The 25,731-nt window shown below is 70.9% G+C and carries 18 protein-coding genes and 1 tRNA gene; 13 read left to right on the top strand and 6 right to left on the bottom strand.

Going from position 1 to position 25,731, the window contains the following annotated elements:
- Window positions 1-65: 65 nt before the first annotated feature.
- The 3 genes from AC5YDA_RS11350 (at window position 66) to carB (ending at window position 4,675) form a co-directional block, all read left to right on the top strand.
- A complete protein-coding gene (locus AC5YDA_RS11350) occupies window positions 66-692 on the top strand; it encodes a 50S ribosomal protein L25/general stress protein Ctc (protein WP_496188511.1) in 627 nt (208 codons plus the stop codon).
- Window positions 693-698: 6 nt separating this feature from the next.
- Complete coding sequence (gene pth, locus AC5YDA_RS11345; protein ID WP_496188512.1) at window positions 699-1,298, top strand: aminoacyl-tRNA hydrolase; 600 nt, start codon at window positions 699-701, stop codon at window positions 1,296-1,298.
- Between the two features lie 125 nt (window positions 1,299-1,423).
- Complete coding sequence (gene carB, locus AC5YDA_RS11340) at window positions 1,424-4,675, top strand: carbamoyl-phosphate synthase large subunit (protein WP_496188513.1); 3,252 nt, start codon at window positions 1,424-1,426, stop codon at window positions 4,673-4,675.
- A 66-nt stretch (window positions 4,676-4,741) separates the two neighbouring features.
- On the opposite strand, the gene purL is transcribed toward carB, so the two are convergent.
- Window positions 4,742-8,668 (bottom strand): phosphoribosylformylglycinamidine synthase, encoded by a 3,927-nt coding sequence (gene purL, locus AC5YDA_RS11335; protein WP_496188514.1) that lies wholly within the window; start codon window positions 8,666-8,668, stop codon window positions 4,742-4,744.
- Window positions 8,669-8,828: 160 nt separating this feature from the next.
- On the opposite strand from purL, the gene mfd reads away from it, so the two are divergent.
- The 9 genes from mfd to AC5YDA_RS11290 all read left to right on the top strand — a co-directional run bounded on the left by mfd (window position 8,829) and on the right by AC5YDA_RS11290 (window position 18,281).
- Complete coding sequence (mfd, locus tag AC5YDA_RS11330) at window positions 8,829-12,317, top strand: transcription-repair coupling factor (RefSeq protein ID WP_496188515.1); 3,489 nt, start codon at window positions 8,829-8,831, stop codon at window positions 12,315-12,317.
- Between the two features lie 58 nt (window positions 12,318-12,375).
- Window positions 12,376-12,885 (top strand): hypothetical protein, encoded by a 510-nt coding sequence (locus tag AC5YDA_RS11325; RefSeq protein WP_496188516.1) that lies wholly within the window; start codon window positions 12,376-12,378, stop codon window positions 12,883-12,885.
- Window positions 12,886-12,935: 50 nt separating this feature from the next.
- On the top strand, window positions 12,936-13,511 hold the full coding sequence (locus tag AC5YDA_RS11320) for a nucleoside triphosphate pyrophosphohydrolase (RefSeq protein ID WP_496188550.1): 576 nt from the start codon (window positions 12,936-12,938) through the stop codon (window positions 13,509-13,511).
- 110 nt (window positions 13,512-13,621) lie between these two features.
- Entirely contained in the window at window positions 13,622-14,902 is a 1,281-nt protein-coding gene (gene eno, locus AC5YDA_RS11315; protein ID WP_496188517.1) for a phosphopyruvate hydratase, read from the top strand.
- Between the two features lie 164 nt (window positions 14,903-15,066).
- Entirely contained in the window at window positions 15,067-15,738 is a 672-nt protein-coding gene (locus tag AC5YDA_RS11310) for an FtsB family cell division protein (protein ID WP_496188518.1), read from the top strand.
- A gap of 37 nt (window positions 15,739-15,775) precedes the next feature.
- Entirely contained in the window at window positions 15,776-16,279 is a 504-nt protein-coding gene (locus tag AC5YDA_RS11305; protein WP_496188519.1) for a DUF501 domain-containing protein, read from the top strand.
- Window positions 16,276-17,208: a Ppx/GppA phosphatase family protein gene (locus AC5YDA_RS11300; protein ID WP_496188520.1), complete on the top strand. Its 933-nt coding sequence runs from the start codon at window positions 16,276-16,278 to the stop codon at window positions 17,206-17,208. Before AC5YDA_RS11305 ends, AC5YDA_RS11300 begins: the two co-directional genes overlap by 4 nt.
- A gap of 44 nt (window positions 17,209-17,252) precedes the next feature.
- Window positions 17,253-17,325 (top strand) — tRNA-Leu (locus tag AC5YDA_RS11295).
- 89 nt (window positions 17,326-17,414) lie between these two features.
- Entirely contained in the window at window positions 17,415-18,281 is an 867-nt protein-coding gene (locus tag AC5YDA_RS11290; RefSeq protein WP_496193022.1) for a Bax inhibitor-1/YccA family protein, read from the top strand.
- Window positions 18,282-18,355: 74 nt separating this feature from the next.
- Here AC5YDA_RS11290 and AC5YDA_RS11285 read toward each other — a convergent pair whose 3' ends face one another.
- Window positions 18,356-19,069, bottom strand: a complete 714-nt coding sequence (locus AC5YDA_RS11285) for an NUDIX hydrolase (RefSeq protein WP_496188522.1) — start codon at window positions 19,067-19,069, stop codon at window positions 18,356-18,358.
- A gap of 135 nt (window positions 19,070-19,204) precedes the next feature.
- Here AC5YDA_RS11285 and ypfJ point away from each other — a divergent pair, with 135 nt between their 5' ends.
- Entirely contained in the window at window positions 19,205-20,068 is an 864-nt protein-coding gene (ypfJ, locus tag AC5YDA_RS11280) for a KPN_02809 family neutral zinc metallopeptidase (protein WP_496188523.1), read from the top strand.
- A 30-nt stretch (window positions 20,069-20,098) separates the two neighbouring features.
- Here the strand turns inward: ypfJ and AC5YDA_RS11275 are convergent, their stop codons facing one another.
- The 4 genes from AC5YDA_RS11275 to AC5YDA_RS11260 form a co-directional block, all read right to left on the bottom strand.
- Window positions 20,099-21,067, bottom strand: a complete 969-nt coding sequence (locus AC5YDA_RS11275) for a hypothetical protein (protein WP_496188524.1) — start codon at window positions 21,065-21,067, stop codon at window positions 20,099-20,101.
- Window positions 21,068-21,077: 10 nt separating this feature from the next.
- Window positions 21,078-23,108, bottom strand: a complete 2,031-nt coding sequence (locus AC5YDA_RS11270; RefSeq protein ID WP_496188525.1) for an alpha/beta fold hydrolase — start codon at window positions 23,106-23,108, stop codon at window positions 21,078-21,080.
- Window positions 23,109-23,187: 79 nt separating this feature from the next.
- The gene (locus AC5YDA_RS11265; protein ID WP_496188526.1) at window positions 23,188-24,240 is read right to left on the bottom strand and encodes an alpha/beta fold hydrolase; all 1,053 of its coding nucleotides are present in this window, start codon (window positions 24,238-24,240) and stop codon (window positions 23,188-23,190) included.
- 128 nt (window positions 24,241-24,368) lie between these two features.
- The gene (locus AC5YDA_RS11260; RefSeq protein ID WP_496188527.1) at window positions 24,369-25,727 is read right to left on the bottom strand and encodes a glycoside-pentoside-hexuronide (GPH):cation symporter; all 1,359 of its coding nucleotides are present in this window, start codon (window positions 25,725-25,727) and stop codon (window positions 24,369-24,371) included.
- Window positions 25,728-25,731: the final 4 nt, after the last annotated feature.

The following is a 25,731-nucleotide window of genomic DNA, read 5'->3' as shown; positions in this document are numbered from 1 at the left end:
GATCGACATGGCGCTCCCTTGCCCAGGCCCACGCGTCCTTCGAAGCAAGGTTGAGGAGAACCACCATGTCGAACAGCATCAAGCTCGCCGCCGACTCGCGTACCGAGTTCGGCAAGGGCGCCGCGCGCCGCCTGCGCCGTGAGCACAAGGTGCCCGCGGTCATCTACGGCCACGGCGCCGAGCCCGTCCACATCGCGCTGCCGGGCCACGAGACCCTGCTCGCGCTGCGCACCGCCAACGCACTGCTGGCGATCTCGATCGACGGCGGCAAGGAGCAGCTGGCGCTGCCCAAGCAGGTCCAGCGCGACCCGATCAAGGGCTTCCTCGAGCACGTCGACCTGCTCATCGTGAAGCGCGGCGAGAAGGTCGTCGTCGAGGTTCCGCTCGTCGTCGTGGGCGAGGTCGAGGAGGGCATCCTCAACATGGACCTCCAGACCATCGCCCTGCAGGCCGAGGCCACCCACATCCCGGCGCACGTCGAGATCGACGTCACCAGCTTCGGCATCGGCCACCAGCTCGCCGCCGCCGACCTGACCCTGCCCGAGGGCTCGACCATCGCCGGTGACCCGGAGGAGCTCGTCCTCACGGTCGCCGCCCCGATGTCCGAGGAGGCCCTCGAGGCCTCGCTCGAGTCGCCGGAGGGTGCGGGGGCCGCAGCCCCGGCCGAGGCCGCCGAGGCCGACGCGGAGTAATCCACCTTGGCTGCATGGCTCGTGGTCGGGCTCGGGAATCCGGGCCCGACCTACGCGTCCACCCGGCACAACGTCGGCTTCATGGTCGTCGACGAACTGGCCGCACGTGCGCGCGCTTCCTGGTCGGCCCCGCGCGGCATGCGCGGGGACGTCGCCGAGGCGCGCCTCACCGCGTCCGGCATGGGGGGTGTCGGGGTGGACGCCACGCGTGTCGTCCTGCTGAAGCCGCGGACCTTCATGAATGAGTCGGGCGCGTCGGTGGCCAAGGTCGCCGCGTTCCACAAGATCACTCCCAACCACGTGGTGGCCATCCACGACGAACTCGACCTCGAGTTCGGCCAGCTGCGCCTGAAGTCGGGCGGCGGGGACAACGGGCACAACGGCCTGCGCTCCATGCGGGCGCACCTGGGCACCGGCGACTTCCTGCGGGTCCGCTACGGCATCGGGCGGCCGCCCGGCCGGCAGGACCCGGCCGCGTACGTCCTGGCGCCCCTCCCGGCCAGCCTCCGCGAGGAGTACGCCGTCGAGACCTCCCGCGTCGCCGACGCGGTCGAGTCGCTCATCAACGAGGGCCTCGCGGCCACCCAGAACCGCTTCAATTCGTAGGGCTCGGGGCCGGCGCAGTCCGTGTCCGCCCACTCCCGCGCAGCCGCCGGACGGACGGGTGCCGCGCGCGGAGCGAAGACGGGTTAGGGTGGTCGACGCCCTACCTGCAGCACGGAGGAATACGCATGCCCAAGCGCGAAGACATCAACAAGGTCCTCATCATTGGGTCAGGGCCCATCGTGATCGGGCAGGCCTGTGAGTTCGACTACTCGGGCACCCAGGCCTGCAAGGCCCTGCGCGGGCTCGGCTACGAGGTGGCCCTCGTCAACTCCAACCCGGCGACGATCATGACCGACCCCGTCATGGCGGACGAGACCTACATCGAGCCGCTCAATGTGCCGACGCTCGAGCAGGTCATCAAGGCCTCCAGGCCAGACGCCCTGCTGCCCAACCTCGGCGGTCAGACCGGCCTCAACCTGTCGACCGCGCTCGACAGGGCGGGCATCCTCGAGGCGAACGGCGTGCGGATGATCGGCATCACCCACGACGTCATCGAGCGTGGCGAGGACCGCGAGACGTTCAAGCGCACCATGGCCGAGATCGGCGTCGACATGCCGCGCTCCAAGACGGTGGAGAGCATCGAGGGCGCCCTCGCCTTCGCCCACGAGATCGGCTACCCGATCGTGGTCCGCCCCGCCTACACGATGGGCGGCACCGGCGGCGGCTTCGTGCACTCCGATGAGGAGATGCAGACCATCGCGTTCCGTGGCCTCCAGGCCTCGCCGATCAACCAGATCCTCGTCGAGGAGTCGATCCTCGGCTGGGAGGAGCTGGAGGTCGAGGTCATCCGCGATGCGAAGAACCAGATGATCAGCGTCTGCTTCATCGAGAACGTGGACGCCGTGGGCGTCCACACCGGCGACTCCTACTGCAACGCGCCCATGGTGACCATCAGCCCCGAACTGCAGAAGCGTTGCGAGGAGACCGCCCACCGGATCGTCTCCGAGATCGGCGTCATCGGCGGCACCAACGTGCAGCTCGCCCACAACCCGGAGACCGGACGCCTCGTCGTCATCGAGATCAACCCGCGCACGTCGCGGTCCTCGGCGCTGGCGTCCAAGGCGACCGGCCTGCCGATCGCCATGGTGTCGACGCTGCTGGCCGCCGGGCTGACGCTCGACGAGATCCCCTACTGGCGCGACGGCACCCTCGACCGGTACACCCCCGACGGCGACTACGTCGTGGCCAAGTTCGCGCGCTGGGCGTTCGAGAAGTTCCCGGGCGCCGTCGACAGGCTCGGGACCCAGATGCGCGCGGTCGGCGAGGTCATGAGCATCGGCAAGGACTACAAGGAAGCGTTCGGCAAGGCCATCCGCGGCCTCGAGAACGGACGCCTCGGCCTCGGCAACGCGTCCGACTTCCGCACCCTCGGCCTGGACGAACTGCTCGCCCGCCTGGAGGAGCCCAGCTCGGATCGCCAGTACCTCATGTACGAGGCCCTGCGGGCCGGCGCGACCAGCCACCAGCTGGCGGAGCTCACCCACATCAAGGCCTGGTTCGTCGAGCAGATGGCCGAGATGCTGGCCGTCGAGACCGAGGTCGAGGAGTACGCCGGACGCCTCGCCGATCTCCCCACCGACCTGCTGCGCCGCGCCAAGGAGGTGGGTCACGGCGACGCGTACCTCGCCCGCATCATCGGGGTGCCGGAGACCGAGCTCCGTGAACGCCGCATCGCCGAGGGCATCGTCCACCGCTACGAGGCCGTCCCGGTCTCCGGCGTCGAGGGGGCCGAGTACTACTTCTCCACCTACGCCCCGGAGCGCCCGAACCCGCTGCCCGACCCCGAGCCCGTCTCCGACAAGCGCAAGGTGATGGTGCTGGGCGGTGGCCCCAACCGCATCGGCCAGGGCATCGAGTTCGACTACTGCTGCGTCCACGCCGCCTACACGCTGCGCGACGCCGGCTTCGAGACGATCATGGTCAACTGCAACCCCGAGACCGTGTCCACCGACTACGACACCTCCGACAAGCTCTACTTCGAGCCGCTCACCGTCGAGGACGTGCTGGCCATCGTCGAGCGCGAGAAGCCCGAGGGCGTCGTCTGCCAGTTCGGTGGCCAGACCCCGCTGAACATCGCCCGTGCGCTGCAGGAGGCCGGCGTGCCGATCATCGGCACCAGCCCCGACACGATCGACCTCGCCGAGGACCGCGACCAGTTCCGCGCCATCATGGACCGGCTCGGGATCCCGATGCCGGCGGCGGGGATGGCCGTCACCACCGACGAGGCCGTGGCCGTGGCGTCCGGGATCGGGTATCCGGTCATCGTGCGCCCCAGCTACGTGCTGGGCGGGCGCGGTATGGAGATCATCCACGACGCCGAGAACCTGCGCCGCTACATGGACGCCGCCGAGGGGGTCACCCCGGACCGTCCGATCCTGATCGACCGGTTCCTCGAGAACGCCCTGGAGTGCGAGGCGGACGCCGTGTGTGACGGCACCGACGCGTTCGTGCCCGCGGTGATGGAACACATCGAGTACGCGGGCATCCACTCGGGTGACTCGGCGTGCATGGTGCCGTCGGTGACGATCCCGGACGACCAGCTCGCCATCATCGAGGACTACACCCGGCGCATCGCGATCGAGCTGGGCGTGGTGGGCCTGATGAACATCCAGTACGCGATCCTCGACGGGGTCGTCTACGTGCTCGAGGCCAATCCGCGCGCGTCCCGCACCGTGCCGCTGGTGTCGAAGGTCTGCGACGTCAACATGGCCTCGCTGGCGACGCGCCTCATGCTGGGTGAGTCGCTGGCCTCGCTGAACCTCCAGAAGCGGCACGTCCCGTTCTTCGGGGCGAAGGAGTCCGTGTTCCCGTTCAACATGTTCCCCGAGGTCGACCCGCTGCTCGGCCCCGAGATGCGCTCGACCGGTGAGGTGCTGGGTCTGGCGTCCAACCCCGGGCTGGCGTTCTTCAAGAGCCAGGAGGCGACGCAGACCGTGCTGCCGGTCGAGGGCACGGTGCTGGTGACGATCGCCGAGCGTGACCGCATCGACACGGGCGAGGGCAGCCCGGGACACAACCTCCTCGTCGCGGCCCGCACCTTCGTCGACAACGGCTTCACGCTCCTGGGCTCCGCGGGCACCGTGGCCTTCCTGGGTTCGCACGGGATCGGGGCCGCTGTCGTCAACAAGCTGCACGAGGGGTCGCCCAACATGGCCGACCTGATCCGCGAGGGACAGGTGCAGCTGGTCATCAACACCCCGGCCGGGCGGGCGTCGGAGTACGACGACTCCTACATCCGCAAGGCCGCGATCCGGGCCCGGGTCCCCTACATCACGACGACCTCCGAGGCGTATGCCGCGGCCATCGGCATCGCCGCCCACAAGCGGGGCACCGAGGGCGTGAAGTCGCTGCAGGAGTGGCACGCCTCGATCGGCTGATCCGGCGCGGCCACGGCTCCGCCTCAGGAGGTCGGGCGGCGGGCTGGACGAACCCGCTCGGGTGGATCAGCCCACGTGCGCTCGCGCGTTGCGGAACATCCGCAGCCACGGGCTCGCCTCGTCGGCCGGGCCGCTCGTCCAGCTCATCTGGATGTTGCGCAGCACCCGCTCCGGGTGGGGCATCATCGCGGTGAACCGACCGTCCGGCGTGGTCACCGCGGTGAGGCCATCGGCGGAGCCGTTGGGGTTGGCCGGGTACGCCTCGGTGGGGTTGCCGTGGTTGTCGACGAACCGCAGCGTCCGCTGGACGGCTCCCTGGTCGCCGCGCGTGGAGAAGTCCGCGCGTCCCTCGCCGTGGGACACCGCGATCGGGATCCGCGACCCCGCCATGCCGGCGGTGAAGATCGAGGGGGAGTCCAGCACCTCGACCAGCGACAGGCGCGCCTCGAACTGCTCGGAGGTGTTGCGCCGGAACAGCGGCCAGGCCTCCGCGCCGGGAATCAGGTCCGCGAGCGCGCCGAACATCTGGCAGCCGTTGCAGATGCCCAGCCCGAAGGTGTCGGGACGGGCGAAGAACGAGCCGAACGCCTCGGTCAGGGCCGCGTTGTGCAGGATCGACCGGGCCCAGCCCTCGCCGGCACCCAGGGTGTCGCCGTAGGAGAAGCCGCCGACCGCGACGAGTCCGGCCGCGTCGGCCAGGTCGAAGCGACCGTTCTGCAGGTCGGTCATGTGGACGTCGACGGCCTCGAAGCCCGCCTTGTGGAAGGCGTAGGCCGTCTCGACGTGGCTGTTCACGCCCTGCTCGCGCAGGATCGCGACCGTGGGTCGCGCCCCCTTCACGATGAACGGGGCGGCGACGTCCTCACGGACGTCGAAGGTCGTCTCCACGTGCAGACCCGGGTCCTCGTCGGACGCGAAGGCGGCGTGCTCGGCGTCCGCGCACTCCGGGTTGTCGCGCAGGGCGGCGATGCGCCAGGACACCTCGTCCCACGCCCGGCCGAGCTCACGCAGCGCCTCGTCCAGCACCGGACGCCCGCCCACCGACACCGCCACGCGGCGCTCGGCGCGCGTCGAGCCGATCACGCTGGTGAGGTCGCTCAGGCCGTGCCCGGCCAGCACCTCCCGCGCCTGCGTGACGGATTCCGCGGGCACGGCCAGCACCGCGCCGAGCTCCTCGGTGAAGAGGGCGGCAACGGACGGGACGTCGAGGCTGAGGCCGACGGCGCCCGCCAGCCCCATCTCCACGGCGGCGGCCCACAGGCCACCGTCGGAGCGGTCGTGGTAGGCGGCGACGAGGCCGCCGGACCGCAGCTCGTTCACGGCGTCCACGAGCGCGATGAGGCGCTGCGGCTCGTCGAGGTCCGGCACCGCGTCGCCGAACTCGTCGTTCACCTGGGCGAACATCGAACCGCCGAGGCGGTTGGCGCCGGCGCCCAGGTCGACCAGCAGGAGCGCCTGGTCGGCGCCCGCCTGCGGGGTGAGGGTGCCCCGGACGTCCGCCAGGGAGGCGAACGCCGACACCACCAGCGACACCGGGGACGTGACCTGCTTGCTCTCGCCCTCGGCGTCCCACCGGGTGCGCATGGACAGCGAGTCCTTGCCCACCGGGATGCTGATCCCCAGCGCGGGGCACAGCTCCATCGCGACGGCGCGCACCGTGTCGTAGAGGGCGGCGTCCTCGCCCGGCTCGCCGCAGGCGGCCATCCAGTTGGCCGACAGCTTCACGCGGGGCAGGGTGATCGGCGCGGCCAGGAGGTTGGTGATCGCCTCGCCGACGGCCATCCGGCCCGACGCGGGGGCATCCACCGACGCCAGCGGCATGCGCTCGCCCGAACTCATCGCCTGGCCGGAGAAGCCGACCTGGTCGGTCAGCGTGACGGCGACGTCGGCGACGGGGACCTGCCAGGGGCCGACCATCTGGTCGCGGTGGCTGAGGCCGCCGACGGTCCGGTCGCCGATCGTGACCAGGAACCGCTTGGACGCGACGCTCGGGTGGCGCAGCACCGCGTAGGCGGCCGTGCGCAGCGCGTCCGCGTCGTCGAACCGCGCCAGGTCCAGGGCGGGGGCGGACCAGGTGAGGCGGGACACGTCGCGCGTCATCCTCGGCGGCTTGCCCAGCAGTGTGAACAGGGGCATGTCGACGGCCGGGTCCTCGCCGGGGCCGGCCTCGATCCCGTCCTCGGCCAGGACGAGCTGCCCGTCGTCGAAGGCCCGCCCGACCACGGCGAACGGCGCGCGCTCGCGGGCACAGATGGCGCTGAAGCGTTCGAGCGACTCCGGGGCGATGGCCAGGACGTAGCGCTCCTGGCTCTCGTTCGACCACATCTCCTTCGGTGCCAGGCCCGACTCCTCCAAGGGCACGGCGTCCAGGTCGAAGCGGGCGCCCATGCCGGCGTCGTTCACCAGTTCGGGGAACGCGTTCGACAAGCCACCCGCACCCACGTCGTGGATCGCGAGGATCGGATTGTCGGCCCCCAGGGCGGCGCAGGCCGTGATGACCTCCTGTGCGCGGCGCTCCATCTCGGGGTTGCCGCGCTGGACCGAGTCGAAGTCGAGCTCGGCGGCGTTCGTGCCCGCCGCCATCGAGGACGCCGCGCCTCCGCCCATCCCGATCCGCATGCCGGGGCCGCCCAGCTGGATGAGCAGCGAGCCCTCGCCGAACGGCACCTTCTGGGTCTGCTCCACCGCGATCGAGCCCAGGCCGCCGGCGCTCATGATCGGCTTGTGGTAGCCCCGGCGAACGCCGTCCACCGTCTGCTCGTAGACGCGGAAGAACCCGCCGAGCCCGGGGCGTCCGAACTCGTTGTTGAACGCCGCGGCTCCCAGCGGGGCGTCCCGCATGATCTCCAGCGGCGAGGCGATGTGGTCGGGTGCGCCGTAGTGCTCGGCCTCCCACGGCTCGTCGGTGCCGGGCAGGTTCAGGTTCGACACGACGAAGCCGGTCAGGCCCGCCTTGGGCTGCGAGCCTCGGCCGGTCGCGCCCTCGTCGCGGATCTCACCGCCCGAACCCGTCGCGGCGCCCGGGAACGGCGAGATCGCGGTCGGGTGGTTGTGGGTCTCGACCTTCATCAGGACGTGGACCTCGCCCTCCCGCTCGGCGTAGGGGGCAGGGCCCGAGTACGCGGCGTCCGGTTCGGGCAGGAAGCGCGTGGCCCGGCCGCCCTCCATGATCGAGGAGTTGTCGGAGTAGGCGACGACCGTGCCGGACGCGCGCCCGCCCGCGACGCGCTCGGTGTGGCGGATCATGCCGAACAGCGAGCTGTCCTGCGGCACGCCGTCGATGACGAAGTCGGCGTTGAAGATCTTGTGGCGGCAGTGCTCGGAGTTCATCTGGGCGAACATCATGAGCTCGACGTCGGTGGGGTTGCGGTCCAGGCCGGTGAAGGCGTCCATCAGGTAGTCCACCTCGTCCTCGGAGAGGGCCAGCCCGTAGGTGGTGTTGGCCTCCTCCAGGGCGGCGCGGCCGTGGCCGAGCACGTCGACGTGCTGCATCGGCTCGGCGTCCTTCTCGGCGAAGATCTCGGAGGCGGATTCGCGGTCGGGCAGCACCGATTCGGTCATCCGGTCGTGCAGGACCGCTGCGCAGGCGTGCCACTCGTCGTGGGTGAGCGCCGCGTCGAGGGCGAGCGCGTACTCGGTCATGCGCTCGACCCGGTGCAGGTCCAGCCCGCAGTTGCGGACGATGTCGGTCGCCTTGGACGCCCACGGCGAGATGGTGCCCAGGCGTGGGGCCACGATGAAGGACGCCGTGTGGGCGGCCTCGACGGCCTCCGGCGCGGGGACGCCGTAGTCGAGGATGCCGGCGATCGCCTCGGCGGCGTCGTCGTCGAGTTCGTCCTCGGTCGCGACGAGGTGCACGTACTGGGCCGTGACACCCGTGACCGCGGGAGCGACCTCCTGCAGGTGGGCCACGAGTGCGGCCGCGCGGAAGGGCGACAGGGCCGACCCGCCGGGCACCACGAAGAGGTCGTAGGAATGGGACGAGTTCGACACGATGGGCCCTCCGGATGGTCGTGCTGGACGCGGTCTGGGACGCATCACAGGCTACCGGCGTGAGCGCTCCCGCGCGGAACCCGCCGGGCTCTGGTTGCCGCGCCGGCCCGAGGAGGGGGGCGCAAGGGGACTGTCCTGGGCCGGTCGTACACTGTCGGGCGTGGATCTTCCGGGCCTGATCGAGCTCGTCGCCTCCGAACCCGTCGTCGCTGAGCTCGTCGGTGCCGCCCGTTCGGGGTCCGAGCCCACCCTCGACGTCACCTGTCCCTCGGCCCTGCGACCCCTGGTCGCAGGCACCCTCAGCGAACGCGCGGGCAAGCCGCTGCTGGTGGTGACGTCCACCTACCGCGAGGCGGAGGCGGTGCGCGACACGCTGGCGTTCCTGCTGGGGCGGGACGCCGTGGCCTACTACCCGGCCTGGGAGACGCTCCCGCACGAGCGGCTCAGCCCCCGCTCGGACACCGTCGGCAAGCGGCTCGCGGTTCTGCGACGGCTCGCCGGCAACGCCGACCTCCCGGCGCCGCGCGTCGTCATCGCGCCGGTTCGCGCCGTCCTCCAGCCGCAGGTGGCCGGTCTGGGCGACATCCTGCCCGTCCGCATCGCCACGGGGGAGGACCACGACGTCGACGACCTCGCCCACGCCCTGGTCAACGCCGCCTACGTGCGCGTCGACCTGGTGGAGCGGCGCGGCGAGTTCGCGGTCCGGGGCGGCATCATCGACGTGTTCCCGCCGACGCTCGAGCACCCCGTGCGCATCGACTTCTTCGGCGACACGGTGGAGGAGATCCGGCCCTTCTCCGTCGCCGACCAGCGCTCCCACGACGAGACGATGGCCGAGGTGACCGCCGACCCCTGCCGCGAGATGCTGTTGACCACGTCGGTCCGCGAGCGGGCGGCCGAGCACGCGACGCGCACGGGCGTCCCGGACCAGTTGCGCGAACTGTTCACGCGCATCGCCGAGGGCCACGCCGTCGACGGCATGGAGGCCCTCGCCCCCGCCCTGGTCGACCGCCTCGAACTGCTCGTCGACGTGCTGCCCGCCGACACGGTGGTGCTCGTCAGCGACCCCGAGAAGGTCCGCGCCCGCGCCCTGGAACTGCACGCCACCAGCCAGGAGTTCCTGGCCGCCTCGTGGTCCGCCGCCGCCGAGGGCGGCAAGGCGCCCATCGACCTCGCGGCGTCCGCCTACCGCCAGCTCGCCGACGTGCGCACGGACGCGCTGGGCCGTGGCCTGGCGTGGTGGACGCTGTCCGCCTTCGCCGAGGATCCCGACAGCCGCCACATCGTGGCCGAGGAGAACGAGCCGTTCCGGGGCGACCTGGAGGCCGCGGTGGAGGCGTTGTCCGAGTCCGTGGAGTCCGGCTTCACCACCGTCCTGGTGGCGGACGCCGTGGGTCGGGCCCAGCGCTTCGGGGAGGTCCTCGCCGAACACGACCTCGCCGGCAGGGCATCCATCGTCGTCGCCGACCTGCCCCACGGCTTCCGGCTGGATGCGGTCAACCTGTGGGTGTTCACGTCCGGCGACCTGGCCGGCATCAAGGGCGGCTCGGACAAGCCCGAACGCAAAATGCCCGCGCGTCGCAAGAACGCCATCGACCCGCTGGAGCTCAAGCCGGGGGACCACGTCGTCCACGACGCGCACGGCGTGGGCCGGTACGTCGAGATGGTGACCCGGACGATCCAGAACGCGACCCGCGAGTACCTCGTCATCGAGTACGCCAGCTCCAAGCGTGGGCAGCCCGGGGATCGCCTGTTCGTGCCCATGGACAGCCTCGACCAGGTCACCCGCTACGTCGGTGGCGAGGCCCCGAGCCTGGACCGCATGGGCGGCGCCGACTGGAACAAGCGCAAGGCGCGGGCCCGCAAGGCGGTGCGCGAGATCGCCGCCGAACTGATCAAGCTGTACGCCGCGCGCCGGGCCTCCCAGGGCCACGCGTTCGGGCCGGACAGCCCTTGGCAGCGCGAGCTGGAGGACAACTTCACCTACGTCGAGACGCCCGACCAGATGTCCGCCATCACCGAGGTCAAGCGCGACATGGAGCAACTGGTCCCGATGGACCGGCTCATCTGTGGCGACGTGGGCTACGGCAAGACCGAGATCGCCGTCCGTGCCGCGTTCAAGGCGGTGATGGACGGCAAGCAGGTCGCGGTCCTGGTGCCGACGACCCTGCTGGTGCAGCAGCACTTCGCGACGTTCGCGAACCGGTACGCGGGGTTCCCGGTGCAGGTGGCGGCGCTCAGCAGGTTCCAGAGCCCGGCCGAATCGAAGCGGACCATCGAGGGCATCGCGGACGGCTCGATCGACGTCGTCGTCGGCACCCACCGCCTGTTCAGCAACGAGGTGCAGTTCAAGGACCTCGGGCTGGTCATCATCGACGAGGAGCAACGCTTCGGCGTCGACCACAAGGAGGCCCTGAAGAAGCTGCGCCTCAACGTCGACGTGCTGGCCATGTCGGCGACCCCGATCCCACGCACGCTCGAGATGGCCATCACGGGCATCCGCGAGATGAGCGTGATCGCGACCCCGCCGGAGGAGCGGCATCCGGTGCTCACCTTCGCGGGCCCGTCCGATGACAACCAGGTCCGGGCGGCGATCCGCCGAGAGCTGGCGCGCGAGGGCCAGGTCTTCTACATCCACAACCGGGTCAACACGATCGAGAAGGCGGCGGCCCACATCCGCGAGCTCGTCCCCGAGGCTCGCGTCGCGGTCGCCCACGGCCAGATGAACGAGACCCAGCTGGAACGGGTGATGGTCGACTTCTGGGAGCGCGAGGCGGACGTGCTGGTCTGCACCACGATCGTCGAGGCGGGCCTGGACATCTCCACGGCGAACACCCTCATCATCGAGCGTGCCGACCTGCTCGGCCTCTCCCAGTTGCACCAGCTGCGCGGGCGCGTCGGCCGCAGCCGCGAGCGCGGGTACGCCTACTTCCTCTACCCCCCGGAGAAGCCCCTCACCGACACCGCCCACGACCGGCTCGCCACCATGGCGGCCCACACCGACCTCGGCGCCGGGATGGCCATCGCGATGAAGGACCTCGAGATCCGCGGCGCGGGCAACCTGCTGGGCGAGGAGCAGTCCGGCCACATCGCCGACGTCGGCTTCGACCTCTACATCCGGCTGGTCGGCGAGGCCGTCTCGGAGTTCCGCGGTGAGACCACCGAGCCCGAGCCGGAGATGAAGATCGAGCTCGCCGTCGACGCGCACCTCCCGACCGACTACGTGGAGTCGGAGCGCCTGCGCCTGGAGATGTACAAGCGGCTCGCGTCCGTCCGCGAGGAGTCCGAGCTGGACGCCGTGCGCGCCGAACTGCTCGATCGCTACGGCCCGTTGCCGGATCAGGTGGAGAACCTGTTCGGGGTCACCCGGTTCCGGATCCTGTGCCGCTCGGTCGGCATCACGGAGGTGCTGTCGGCCGGGACGATGATCCGGTTCAGCCCCGCGGTGCTGGCGGACTCGCGCGAGATGCGCCGGCAACGGATGTACCCGGGCTCCCGGGTCAACCAGCAGACCCACCAGTTGTTCGTGCCGCGCCCGATGACCGCGCCGATCGCGGGCCAGCCGATCAAGGACGGGCTCCTGCTGGAGTGGGCCACCCAGGTGGTGACGGCCCTGTTCGTACCGGAGCCCGCGCGCACGGCGTCCTGACCCCGGCGGCCGGATAGGATCGGCCGTGAACCGATCGTCCCCAAGGAGTTCGAAGCAGATGAACAAGGCAGCACGCGTCCTCACCGTCGGCATCGCCGTTGCGGCCCTCGCCCTCACCGGCTGCGCCGGCAACCCGGCGGACGCGGCCAGCGTCGGGTCGGTCTCGGTCAGGGACTCCACGGTCCGCGGCGTCGCCGACACGATCGTCGAGGTCACCGGCACCGATCGCGGCGTGGCGCTGAAGCAGGCCACCTACGACCTCACGCTCGGCGAGGCGTCCCGCCAGATCGCGCAGGCGACCGGCACCGCGGTCTCCCCGGCCCAGGGCGCCGCCGTCATCAGCCAGAACCAGGCAGCCGCAGCCGTCGCCGCGACGGAGAAGGGCGCCCCGTGGGCCGCTGCCGTCGGCACGACCTATGTGCTCCTGCAGGACCTGGGCGAGGAGAGGTTCATCGAGGAGTTGAACAAGCTCGACATCAACGTCAACCCCCGCTACGGCGCGTGGGATCCGCAGCGCGTGACGATCGTGGACTCCCCGCTGTCCTCGGCGGCCACGGCGAACGCCTGAGGGGCCTCCGTCCGGTGGCCCACACCGAGGTCGAGCGTCTCCTCGACGTGATGGCGGCACTCCGTGCGGGCTGTCCGTGGGACGCCGAGCAGACCCATCGCTCGCTCGTCACCCATCTGGTGGAGGAGGCGGCCGAGACGGTCGAGGCCATCGAGTCGGGTTCGGACGAGCACCTGCGCGAGGAACTCGGCGACCTGCTGCTGCAGGTGGTGTTCCACGCCGAGATCGCCCGCACCGAGGGGCGGTTCGACATCGAGGACGTGGCCCGGGGCATCGCCGACAAGCTCGTCGCGCGGCACCCGTACGTCTTCGGTGACGGGGACGTCCCCGACGACCTCATCGGCTCGTGGGAGGCGCGCAAGCGCGCCGAGAAGGGCCGCACGTCCGCCCTGGAGGGCATTCCGCCGCTGAACGCCCTGGCGCGGACGATGAAGGTCGTGGGGCGGGCACGGTCCCACGGCGTCCGGATCGACCTGCCGGACGAGCCGCTGTCGGCGGCCGAGGTGGGGGAGTCGATCGTGGCGCTGGTGGCCCGCGCGCAGGCGTCCGGGGTGGACGCCGACCAGGCTGTCCGCGACGCCGTCCGGGCGTTGGAGGACGCCGTGCGCTCGGCCGAGCGGTCCTGACCCGCCCGCGTCCGGGGCGTGGTCCGGCAACAGGGCAAACCGGAGGGACGGGGTCCCGGCGGAGCGATAGGCTGGCCGCGAAGTCAACCGCCGACGAAAGGCAAGTCACCGTGGCACTCATCGACATCGTCACCGCTCGCGAGATCCTCGACTCCCGAGGCAACCCCACCGTCGAGGTCGAGGTGCTCCTCGACGATGACGCCCAGGGCCGTGCTGCGGTTCCGTCCGGCGCCTCCACCGGCCAGTTCGAGGCCGTCGAGCTGCGTGACGGCGACAAGGGCCGTTACCTGGGCAAGGGCGTCCTCAAGGCCGTTGAGAACGTCAACGAGTCGATCGCCGAGGAGATCATCGGCTTCGACGCCACCGACCAGCGCGAGATCGACGCCGCGATGATCGAGCTCGACGGCACCCACAACAAGGGCAAGCTCGGCGCCAACGCCATGCTGGGCGTCTCCCTGGCCGTCGCGCACGCCGCCGCCGAGTCGGCCGGCCTGCCGCTGTTCCGCTACATCGGCGGCCCGAACGCACACGTCCTGCCCGTCCCGATGATGAACATCCTCAACGGTGGGGCGCACGCCGACTCCAACGTGGACATCCAGGAGTTCATGATCGCCCCGATCGGCGCCGAGACCTTCGCCGACGCCCTGGCCATGGGCGCCGAGGTGTACCACAACCTCAAGTCCGTCCTGAAGGAGAAGGGCCTCTCCACCGGTCTCGGCGACGAGGGTGGTTTCGCCCCGAACCTCGAGTCGAACCGTGCGGCCCTCGACCTGATCATCGAGGCCATCCAGAAGGCCGGCTACGAGCCCGGCACCGACGTGGCGCTCGCGCTGGACGTCGCCGCCTCGGAGTTCGAGGAGAACGGCGTCTACACGTTCGAGGGCACCTCGAAGTCCGCCGATGAGATGATCGACATCTACGCCGAGTGGGTCGACGCCTACCCGCTGGTGTCCATCGAGGACCCGCTGAACGAGGAGGACTGGGACGGCTGGAAGGCCATCACCGAGCGTCTGGGCGCCAAGGTCCAGCTCGTCGGTGACGACCTGTTCGTCACCAACCCCGAGCGCCTCCAGCGCGGCATCGACACCAACACCGCCAACGCGCTGCTGGTGAAGGTGAACCAGATCGGCACCCTGACCGAGACCCTCGACGCCGTCGAGCTGGCCCACCGCAACGGCTACCGCTGCATGATGTCGCACCGCTCCGGTGAGACCGAGGACACCACCATCGCCGACCTGGCCGTCGCCACCAACTGCGGCCAGATCAAGACCGGTGCCCCGGCCCGTTCCGACCGCGTCGCGAAGTACAACCAGCTCCTGCGCATCGAGGAGACCCTCGAGGACGCCGCGGTCTACGCCGGGCGTTCCGCGTTCCCGCGTTTCAAGGGCTGATCCTTCGTCACCTTCCCAGCGCCGACACTCAGGCTTGCCACATCAGAGGCGGGTTCGCCACGCGATCAGATGTGGCAAGGCTGAGTGTCGCGCACCCGGGCCGCGCGCCGGGCACCTAGGCTGAGGGACACCTCGAACCTTCCCCGACGAGAGGCGCAGGAGACGTGCGTGAGAACCGGCTGAATCGCCAGCCGTCCGGGCCCGGACGCTCGACGAAACGCACCCGGTCCTCGGCCGGCGAGGCGGGCGCGGGTTCTCCGTCGTCCCCGATCCAGACGCCTGGCGCGCAGCCGCCTCCAGCGGCCCCCGTCCGCAACTCGGCCCTCGCGCGAGCCGCAGCCCACCTGCCCCGTCCCCCGAAGAACCTGGTCTTCACCAGGCGTGCCCTGGTGCTGGTCTCCGTGGTCGCGGTGCTCGGGTTGTCGTTCGCGAGCTCGCTGCGGGTGTGGGTGGTCCAGAGCCAACAGCTCTCGGCCGCCCAGGCACAGATCGACCGCGACACCGCTCGCGTCGCCCAACTGGAGGACGCCCTCGCGCGTTGGAGCGACCCCGCCTACGTGAAGGCCCGGGCGCGCGAGCGACTGGGCTGGGTCATGCCCGGCGAGGTGGGCTACCGCGTCGTGAGCCGCGACGGCGAGGTGCTGTCGGGCACGAGTGCCATCGAGGGTGTGGGGGACGCCCAGACGAGCGAACTCGCTCCCCGCTGGTGGGACAAGCTCGCCACCTCGCTGCGCCATGCGGACGCGGCGCCCCAGCAGACTGATCCGCTGAGCACCGCCCCGTCGCCCGACACGGCCACCGAGCCCGCCCCGGCCGATGAGCCGGCCGGGCGCTGACCCCGCGACGCACGCCCCCAGCGGTAGGGTGGCCGCCGTGCCTGCACTCGAACCAGCCTCGGACGTCGATGTCGCCATCCTGGCGGCGCAACTCGGACGCGAGCCCCGCGGCATCGCCGGGATCGCCTGGCGCTGCCCCTGTGGCAAGCCCGGCGTCGTCGCCACCGAACCACGCCTGCCGGACGGCACCCCCTTCCCGACGACGTACTACCTGACGTGCCCGCGCGCCGTCGCGGGTTGCTCGACCCTCGAGGCCGAGGGCCTCATGGCCGAGATGACCGAGCGTCTCGGCTCCGACGCCGGACTCGCCGCGGGTCACGTGTCCGCCCATGAGGCCTACCTCGCCGACCGTGCCGCGCTGAGGGATGTCCCCGAGATCGCGGGGATCTCCGCCGGCGGCATGCCCACCCGCGTGAAGTGCCTCCATGTCCTGGCGGGCCATGCCCTGGCCGCCGGCCGCGGTGTGAACCCGCTCGGTGACGAGACGCTGGACGCGTTGGGTGCGTTCTGGGAGCGCCCGTGCCTGGAGGGGGAGCAGTGAGCCGCGTCGCTGCCATCGACTGCGGCACCAACTCGATCCGGATCCTCATCGCCGAGCAGTCGGGCGACGGCGTCCGCGAGATCGCGCGCGACCTGCGCATCACGCGGCTCGGCCAGGGGGTCGACTCGACCGGGGAGTTCCACCCGGATGCGCTGGCCCGCACCCTCGCCGCGTGCGACGAGTACGCAGCCCTGGTGCGGGAGCACCGCGTCGACGCCGTCCGCTTCGTCGCCACCTCCGCCGCCCGGGACGCCGGGAACCGCGAGGAGTTCTTCGACGGCGTGCGCGAACGGCTGGGCGTGGACGCCGAGGTCATCAGCGGCGACGAGGAGGCCCGGCTCTCCTTCGACGGGGCCGTCAGCGGTGCGCCGGACGCCCCGGGCCCGGCCCTGGTCGTGGACATCGGCGGTGGCTCCACCGAACTCATCCTCGGGCAGACCGGTGGAGCGGCGCGCGGTGTCTCCCTCGACATGGGGTCCGTACGCCTGCGCGAACGGTTCCTGGCGTCCGACCCGCCGACCCTCGAGGAGGTCAGCGAGGCGTCCGAGTTCATCGACGACCTGCTCGACGCCTCGGGTGTCGACTTCGACGCACCGCGCACGTGGCTCGGGGTCGGCGGCACGGTGACCTCGCTGTCGGCCATCGCGCAGCGCTTGCCGCAGTACGACCGGGAGCGCGTCCATGGCTCGCGGGTCACGCGTGAGGAACTGGGTCACCTGGCCCAGCGCCTGCTGGCCATGCCGGTTGCCGAGGTGCTGGACATCCCGACGATGGTCCCGGGCCGCGCGGACGTCATCTGCGCCGGCGCGCTCATCTGCCACCGCATCGCGGCCCGCATGGTCGTCGACCTCACGGTCAGCGAGACGGACATCCTGGACGGGATCGTCGCCCGCCTGCTCCGCGACCCGGACGACGCGGCGACGTCCTAGACTCGCACCCACCGCGTCCGGCCGCTCCCACGGCGTCCGGACCGGCCCCCGTGGCCCAACGGCAGAGGCAGGCGGCTTAAACCCGCTTCAGTGCGGGTTCGAATCCCGCCGGGGGCACGGATGTCCGGTCTCGGGACGGAATACGGCGCCGGGTTGGCACCGTTGTTTAGGATGAACAGCGAGTCCCCCAGAAAGGCGTGACCCTGATGCGTAGCACGAACCCTGTTTTCACGCGAAGCGAGCAGTTCCAGCAAGCTGCCCCGCCGCAGTACGGCCAGCAGTACGGCCAGCAGTACGGCCAGCAGTACGGCCAGCAGTACGGCCAGCAGTACGGCCAGCAGTACGGCCAGCAGTACGGCCAGCCCGCTGCGCCGGCGCCGTACCAGACCCAGCCCGGCCCCGACGTGATGACGATCGACGACGTCATCACCAAGACCGCCATCACGCTCGGCGCGCTCATCGTGTCCGCGGCGATCACGTTCATGTTCCTCCCGCCGACGCTGATGCTGCCGGCCCTGCTCGTCTCCGGCATCGTCGGGTTCGTGGCGGTGCTGTTCGTGTCGCTGCGGCGTGTGGTCAACCCCGCCTTCGTGCTGGCCTACTCCCTCATCGAGGGCGTCTTCATCGGCGCGTTCAGCCTGTTGTTCGAGAACCTCTACAGCGGCATCGTCCCGGCGGCCGTCATGGGCACCTTCGTCGCCGCCGGCGCCACGCTCGCCGCCTACAAGTTCCTGCGCATCAAGGTGACCAGCCGCTTCCGCAAGATCGTGACGATCTCCACCTTCGCCCTGCTGGGCGTCGTGCTCGTCAACTTCGTGTTCGCGTTGTTCGGCGGCGACCTCGGCCTGCGGGGCATCGGCCCCGGCGCGGGCCCGCTGGCGTGGCTCGTCTCCGCGGTCGCCGTCGTGCTCGCCGTGGCCAACCTGATCATGGACTTCGACTACATCGAGCAGGGCATCCGCAACCGCCTGCCGGCCTCGGAGTCGTGGCGCGGAGCCTTCGGCCTGACCGTCACCATGGTCTGGCTGTACACCGAGATCCTGCGCATTCTGAGCTACTTCCGCTCGAACTGACGCCCCGTCGAAACCCCCGTCCGCACGAACGGACGGGGGTTTCGCGCATCCTGTGCCAGGGGCCTGCAGGTGGGTCAGGCGGAACGGCGGCGGCGGAACATCCGCATCACGTCCTGGCCGTGCTTGCCGAGCAGGGCCCGGGAGCCGTTGATCCAGGCCACGTCGCGCAAGCGGTCCGGTGAGACCCACTGGCTGTTCGCGGTCGTGCCGCCCACGTCATGGACCACCGGGTCGAGCGGGTGGTCGCAACGGGCCGCGTAGATGAGGCGGACGGCGTGGAAGTCCTCGATGATGCCCGCGGGGGAGTGCCCGATCCAGTGGTCGGACTGCATGTCGAGGAACCGCGTGATCTCGACCTCCTGGCCCGTCTCCTCGTACACCTCGCGCTGCACGGTCGTGGCGGGGTTCTCCCCGGGGTCGATGCCGCCGCCGGGCAGCCCCCACATGCCGGGGACCGCCGTCCTGTCGGAGAACTCAGTGGCGAGCACCCCGCGCTCGGAGACGACCAGCGCGTAGGCGGCGAGGCGCTGCCGGATCACGGGGCGTCCGGCGGTCTCGCCGGGGCGCAGGGTCGTCCGAACGCGCTGCGGGCCGCGTGGCGTGACGGGACGCCGGTGCTCGACGACCTGGAGGGTGACGGTGAGGTCCTCGACGGTGCCGGACGCAGACAGGGGACGGAGCACCCGGTAGCCGTTCTCCCAGGCGACCTGGTACGGGTCCTCCCCGTGCCCGAGCGTGAAGGACAGCACGGGCGTCCCGCCCGGCAACTCCACGCCCAAGATCTCCACCCACCCATCTTGGCCTCCCCCGACGGGCGAACCAAGTCGCCCCTCCGGGGAGGGTCGGGGTCCGGGCCCATGTCTGAGGGCCTTTCGTTTGGCTATGCTCAACGCAGTTCCAGCCGACGACGATGGAGGCGTGAGGTGCAGTACAACCCGGGAGCCCAGCTCGATCCGTCCCAGATGGGTGGAGGCGGCCGCGGCCGCGGCGGAACTGTCGCCGTCGGAGGCGGTGCCAGCATCCTGATCATCATCCTCGCCATGCTGTTCGGGTTCGACCCCGGAGCGCTGCTCGGTGCCGGAACCGCACCGGCTCCGCAGCAGACCGACGGCCAGTACGCCCACTGCCGGACCGGCGCGGACATCCAGAAGGATCCCGAGTGTCGCTACGTCGCGTACACGAACTCGATCCAGAACTACTGGCAGCAGGCGCTGCCCGGCTACCAGACGACCCGGACGGTCACCTTCGACGGCGCGATCAACACCGCCTGTGGCCAGGCCACCGCGCAGGTCGGGCCGTTCTACTGCCCGGCCGACCAGACGGTCTACCTCGACAAGGCCTTCTTCGCCACGATGCTCCCGCAGTTGGGGGCCGAGGGTGGCGATGCCGCCGAGGCGTACGTCATCGCCCACGAGTACGGCCACCACATCTCGAACCTGACCGGCATCATGGAGCAGGTCCAGCGCCGGGGGCAGACCGCGGGCGCCGACAGCCCCGCCGTCCGCCTCGAGTTGCAGGCCGACTGTTACGCCGGCGTCTGGCTCCGCTACGCGGCGGGCGAGCAGGACAGCATCATCAGCCAGGTCACCCAGGACGACCTCGACCGGGCGGTGAACGCCGCAGAGGTCGTGGGCGACGACCACATCCAGCGCATGCAGGCGGGTCGTATCGACCCGAGCCAGTGGACCCACGGGTCCTCCCAGATGCGCAAGGCGTGGCTGTCCAAGGGGTTCAACAGCGGTGATCCCAACCAGTGCAACACGTTCGCCGCGGGTGCCCTGTCCTGACGCCTCCTGACCAGCGGCCGGGCCCCGGGATCAGGGGATCACGTTCCCGGACAGGTCGGTGGTGAAGGACCGGTCACCCACCGTGAAGTGCATCGTCGGCACACCGGTGGCCGCGCGGTCGTCGACGATGCAGGACCAGGGCTGGTCGAGGCCGAACGCACCCTGTTCGTGCAGGTCGGACAACACGCGCCAGACCCCGGCCGGATCCACGAGCGCCGAGTCGAAGGGACGCAACAGCGTCGTGTCGACGCGTGTCGTCACGATCACGGGCGTGCGGGCGGTCCGCTGGCGACGCTGGAAGGAGCCGTCCTCTGCCTGCAGGCCATCCAGTTGCACGCCCAACTCCGACCCGAAGCCCATGGCCGAGGCCAGGCGGCGTCCGGCCACGGCGTCGGAGTAGCCGTGCTGGAGCCCCCACTCCGACGTGAAGTCGAGGGTGGGCAGCAGGGTCCCGTCGGGGTTGAAGAACACCGCCCGCGACTCCGGCACGGTCGACACCGACATGGACACCAGGCCGGCCGAGTAGTCCACGATCTGCAGCGACTGGCCGCGCCGCGAGCCGGACACCGACTCCGCGGCCCGGAACAGCGCGCCGAGGTCGGAGAAGTCGTAGTCGTCGGGGTCGAACATGTGCTGGTCGACGTAGGTGATGTCGGACGGCACCCGCTGGATCCTGTTGTCGCGCCACGCCCAGGTCTGGGCCTGGCCCTCGCGGAGGACGGTCACCGCCGCGTCCGAGGGGGTCACGGTCACCATGATCGCCTGCAGCGCGTCGGCCGCGCGCATCAGGTCGGCGACGAGCGCCTTGGCCGCTCCGGGCGCGGTCAGGTCGCGCGCCAGCGCCGGCGTGGCGGACGCCGTGGGCTCCGCCGCCGCGGTGGTCTTCGGGGCCACTGAGGGGATGGGGCCCCCGGAGGCCGCGGGCGCGGCACACCCGGTGCCCACCGCGGCCAGCGTCGCCGCCACCGCGAGGGCGGCAGCGCTGCGGGGCATGGTCACCCTCGTGAGACTACCCGGCACGCTCGCCATCGCGCAGGGGGAGGTGGCGGCCCCACCAGTCCAGGATCGCCTCGAAGCGCTGCCGGCGGTGCCAGGGGGTGCCCGACCGGGACAACTCGTGGTCCTCGCCCGGGAAGACCAGCAGCTCCGTCGGCACCCCGGCCGCCTTGAGCGCCGTGAAGTAGCGCAGCGCCTGCCCCAGCGGACACCGCAGGTCCTGCTCGGAGTGGATCACGAACGTGGGTGTCCGCACCCGACCGGCCAGCAGCGTGGGGGATTGGCGGTCCTGGTCTGCGAGGTCGGTGCCGTTGTAGGCGGGCATGAAGAACCACCCGATGTCGGACGCCCCGAGGAAGGATGCCGGGTCGAGGAACCCGCGCTCGACGATGGCCCCCGCGAACCGGTGCTCGTGGGCGATGATCCACGCGGTGAGGTAGCCGCCGTAGCTGCCGCCCATGATGCCGACGCGCTCGGCGTCCAGCCCCTCCACCGTGGTGGTGGCGTGGTCCAGGAAGGCGAGGACGTCGACCATGTCCAGGTTGCCGAAGTCGTGGCGGATCGCCGCGCCGTGCGCCTGGCCGTACGAGCCCGAGCCGCGCGGATTGCAGGCCACGACCGCATAGCCGGCCTCGGCGAGCACCTGGAACTCGTCGAAGAAGTCGCCGGTGTAGTGGGCGTACGGCCCGCCGTGGATGTTGAGGAGGACAGGGTGGGGCCCCTCGCCCTCGGGCACCAGCACCCAGCCGTGCACCTCGGTACCGTCCGGCGCGGAGGCCGTGAGCTCGCGCGGCTCGATGACGGTGGTGGCCTCGCGCAGAGGGGCGCCGAAGTCGGTCAGGCGGTGCAGTTCGCCGTCACGGACCAGCACCAACTCACCGGCCGAGTCGACCGGGACCACCGACGCCACGATCCCGCCGCCGGGTACCTCAGCCACCGCCTGGGCGGAGGGCCGGCCGGACCACACGGTGTCCACCGTGCCGTCGGCGGCGACGCGAAGGACCTCGGTCGACCCACGGTGGGGGCGGACCGCCAGCACGCCGTCCGGACCGGCCGGGACGAGGCGTCCGGCCAGCTCGACGGTCTCGGGGTCGGTGAGGCGGACGGGGGCGCCGCCGTCGGGGGCCACGACGTACACCGCGGCGTTGGTGGCGACGAAGTCCCGACCGTCCTCCCCGAGGTCGGTGCCGGTCACGAACAGCCAGGTGTCCCCGACCGGGCAGGCGTTGGCGAACGCGAGGTGCGGATCCACGACCACGGGGGTCGTCCGGCCGGTGTCGACACACACCCGGTGGATGGCGGTGCGGAGGTGTTCGTCGGCGTCCTCGCCCGTCCTGGTGGTGACGAGCAGGGCATCGCCGGCCGGGGTGAAGACGGGCTCGCGGACGTCCCACGCCCCGTCGGTGAGCCGGCGTGCGGCGGGCACGTTCCACGACGTCCCCTCCTCGCCGGGGGCCGTCCCCGCAGCGGCCTTCGCATCGCGTGCGGCCCGCCCGACAGGCTTGACCGGCGGCTCGGCGTACGGGTCGGGCGCCTCCGCGACGAACAGCTGGGCGACACGGTCGGTCGACCAACCCAGACCGTTGGCCTGCACCTGGTAGCCGGTGAGGTGCCGGGGATCCTCCTGGCCGGCGTCGACGCCCTCCCAGGTGCCGTAGCGGCCCTCTGTGGCCACGCGCGCGGTGAAGGCCAACCGCTGCGAGTCGGGGGACCAACAGAAGGCGCCGACGCCCAGCTTCTGGTCGGTCGCCTGCGCGGCCTCACCGCCGGACGCGGGCGCCACGAAGAGTTGGGCGCGTCCGCCGGGCTCCCGGCGGAGGAAGGCGACCAGGCGTCCGTCCGGGCTGACCTGCGGGCTGGAGTCGGCGAACCCTCGCGTCATGCGGACGGGCCCGCCCCCGCCGAGCGGGACGCGCCACAGCTGCCCGGTGGAGGAGTCGGCCTCGAACGACGGGTGCGCGGTGGCGACGACGGCGTACGAGCCATCCGGGGCGACGGTGGGTGCTCCGACTGTGGTCAGCAGCGGCAGGTGTTCCGGGCGCATGCTCCGAACCCTACCCGCGCGACCCTCGCGCGCCGACGCCGCGAAGCCTGCCGTGGGGCAGTGAAGTTTTCACTCCGCGTCAGCGCACCAGGATCGCGGTGACCTCCCGCGCCACCCGGCCCGGGACCGCCAGCGGGATGCCGTGGTCCTCGCCCTCCAGCGCCACCTCGGTGACAGGGCCGCCGTTGGCGCGGTAGGCCTCCAGGACGGCCCGGGTCTGCTGCACCATCGGCTGCGGCGGCAGGACGTCCTCGCCCGGCCAGCCCGGGACGACGCCGAGCTGGCCCAGGGTCGCGAGGTCGAACAGCGACCCGTCGGCGACGATCCTGTCCTCGCTGCCGTGGATCCACGTGATCGCCGGCTTGCGCTCGAGGTCGACGATGCCGGAGGCGTCGTAGTACTTCGGGCTCATGGTGTTGAGGACGCCGCGGTCACCGGTCGCCAGGCCCGGCCAGCTCGCTGACGGGACCGCTGTGCCGGGGTAGAAGTCGTCGCCCGTGCGGGTCTTGACCAGTTCGGCGGTGAGGAAGTCCTCGTCGATGGCGGCCGCGTTCGCGCCCCCGCCGTAGAACGTGCGCATGACGATCCGGGGGCTCGTCTGCGGGTCGTTTTCACCCAGGTCCCGGGCGGCGAGGCGCTGGACGAACGCCGGGTTGGCGCCGGCCGCACCGCAGGCCGCGGCGTCCGGCGTGGTGCGTTCGCCGTACGGCCCCTTGGTGCCGCCGAAGCCGTAGTGCGACAGCGGGGCGACGAGGGTGACCGAGGAGAGGTCGTCGGGGTGCTCGATCATCATCTGCTGCAGGACGCCGGCGCCCATCGACCAACCAGCCGCGTTGACCCGGCGCTGGCCCGCCAGGCCCAGGGTCTCCAGGAGGGCGTGGACGTCGTCGACCATGTCGCCCAGCCCGCGGGTGGCGTCGATCGGCTCCGGGTCGGTGTCGCCGTAGCCGCGCAGGTCGGGGGCGATCACACGGATGTCGTCGCCCAGTTCGGCCGCCACATAGCGCCAGAAACCGCCGCTGGAGAGATTGCCGTGGATGAGCAGCAGCGGGACCCCGTCCGCAGGGCCGGAGAACCAGACGTTCTGCGTCAGCCGGCTGGTCTCGATGCGCCGCGGTGAGAGGTCACTCATGACGCAATACTGATGTCTGATTCAGGTTTCTGTAAAGGTTGGTCCGCCCTCACCCGTGCTGCATTTTGTGTCGACGAAGTACCACCATGATGACCAACTCTGTCGACACAAAATGCAACACGGGGGGGTCAGCCCACCAACTCACCGCGGGCGCGCAGGTCTCCCACGATCCGTGCGTGGAACGCCTCGTCGACCCGGTAGAAGCGCCGATTGAGGGCGTAGCTGATGGACATCAGGACCAGCGGGAAGGCCATCATCATGATCTTCATCCCGAACAGGCCCTCGGGTGTGACGTCATCCGGCGTCGGCGCCTCGTTGATGCCCGTCAGGATGACCGTGGAGCCGACGATCGCCGTCCCCACCGCGCCGCCGACCTTGTTGATCAGGGGCTGGACGGAGAACGTGATCGCCTGGTTGCGGCGTCCGAGCTTCCACTGGCCGTACTCGACGCAGTCGCTGAGGAACACGATCATCAGGACGGCCACGAACGAGTTCCCCACGAACAGCATCAGCCCCGCGATCCCGATCGGGACGAGGTTCATCGGCGAGAAGAAGAACAGGACGTAGCCCGCCGCGATGGTGGCCATGGCGGCGGTGAACAGCTGCCGCCGGGTGAGCCACTTGCTGACCACGGGGAACAGCGCGAAGCCGAGGAGCTGGCCGACGCCGAGGATCGCCGCGAACGGCGAGTACATGGCCTCGTCCCGGTAGGCGTACTTGAAGAAGTAGGTGCCGAACGTGGTCGTCGTGTTGTAGCCGATCAGGAACAGCACCATGGACGCCGCGACCCACAGCAACTGGTCGTTGCGGCCGATGACCCTGAAGACGTCACGCAGCGGGGTGCTCTCGGGGGCGGCGGTGATCCGCGGTTCCCTGACCCCGAAGACGGTCACCGCCTGGCCCAGCAGCATGATGGCGACGATGATGCCGGCGAACACGGTCCAGGCGTGGGCGTCGCCCCCGAGGGCGGTCGTCGCCGGGAAGATGCCCACGACCGTCGTGAAGAGCCCGATCGTGGCGAACACCTTGGCCAGGGAGCCGAGGCGCTCCCGCTCCGCGGGATCGAGGCTGAGGGCGGGCAGCAGCGACCAGTAGCCGATGTCGTTCATGCTGAACGCGATGCCCCACACCAGGTAGACCACGCCGAACACGACCACGAACGGCATGCCCCGCAGGCCGACGTCGCTGAACAGGAGCAGCGTCATCACACCCGTCGCCAGGGCGCCGATGACGATCCATGGCTTGAACTGCCCCCAGCGCGTCCGGGTGTTGTCGACGATGAACCCGGTGATGACGTCGTCGAACGCATCCAGCAGGCGGACGGCCAGGAAGATGCCGTTGACCCACCACATCGTGGCGTTGTCGAGGTCGAGGATTTCCGTGAGGAAGTAGATCAGGAACACGGCCATCATCGAATAGACCATGTCGCGGCCCACCGTGCCGATGGCGAAGCTCCAGCGGTTGCGGTTGACGCCCGGGGGGACCATGGCG

Source organism: Propioniciclava sp. LT294, from assembly GCF_059516005.1.
This window is presented reverse-complemented; position numbering and strand designations above follow the sequence as displayed.

Coding starts and splice junctions, on each gene's coding strand:
- AC5YDA_RS11350 (WP_496188511.1), top strand. CDS start 66: ATGTCGAACAGCATCAAGCTCGCCGCCGACTCGCGTACCGAGTTCGGC.
- carB (WP_496188513.1), top strand. CDS start 1,424: ATGCCCAAGCGCGAAGACATCAACAAGGTCCTCATCATTGGGTCAGGG.
- AC5YDA_RS11325 (WP_496188516.1), top strand. CDS start 12,376: ATGAACAAGGCAGCACGCGTCCTCACCGTCGGCATCGCCGTTGCGGCC.
- AC5YDA_RS11320 (WP_496188550.1), top strand. CDS start 12,936: ATGGCGGCACTCCGTGCGGGCTGTCCGTGGGACGCCGAGCAGACCCAT.
- AC5YDA_RS11290 (WP_496193022.1), top strand. CDS start 17,415: ATGCGTAGCACGAACCCTGTTTTCACGCGAAGCGAGCAGTTCCAGCAA.
- AC5YDA_RS11270 (WP_496188525.1), bottom strand. CDS start 23,108: ATGCGCCCGGAACACCTGCCGCTGCTGACCACAGTCGGAGCACCCACC.
- AC5YDA_RS11265 (WP_496188526.1), bottom strand. CDS start 24,240: ATGAGTGACCTCTCACCGCGGCGCATCGAGACCAGCCGGCTGACGCAG.
- AC5YDA_RS11260 (WP_496188527.1), bottom strand. CDS start 25,727: ATGGTCCCCCCGGGCGTCAACCGCAACCGCTGGAGCTTCGCCATCGGC.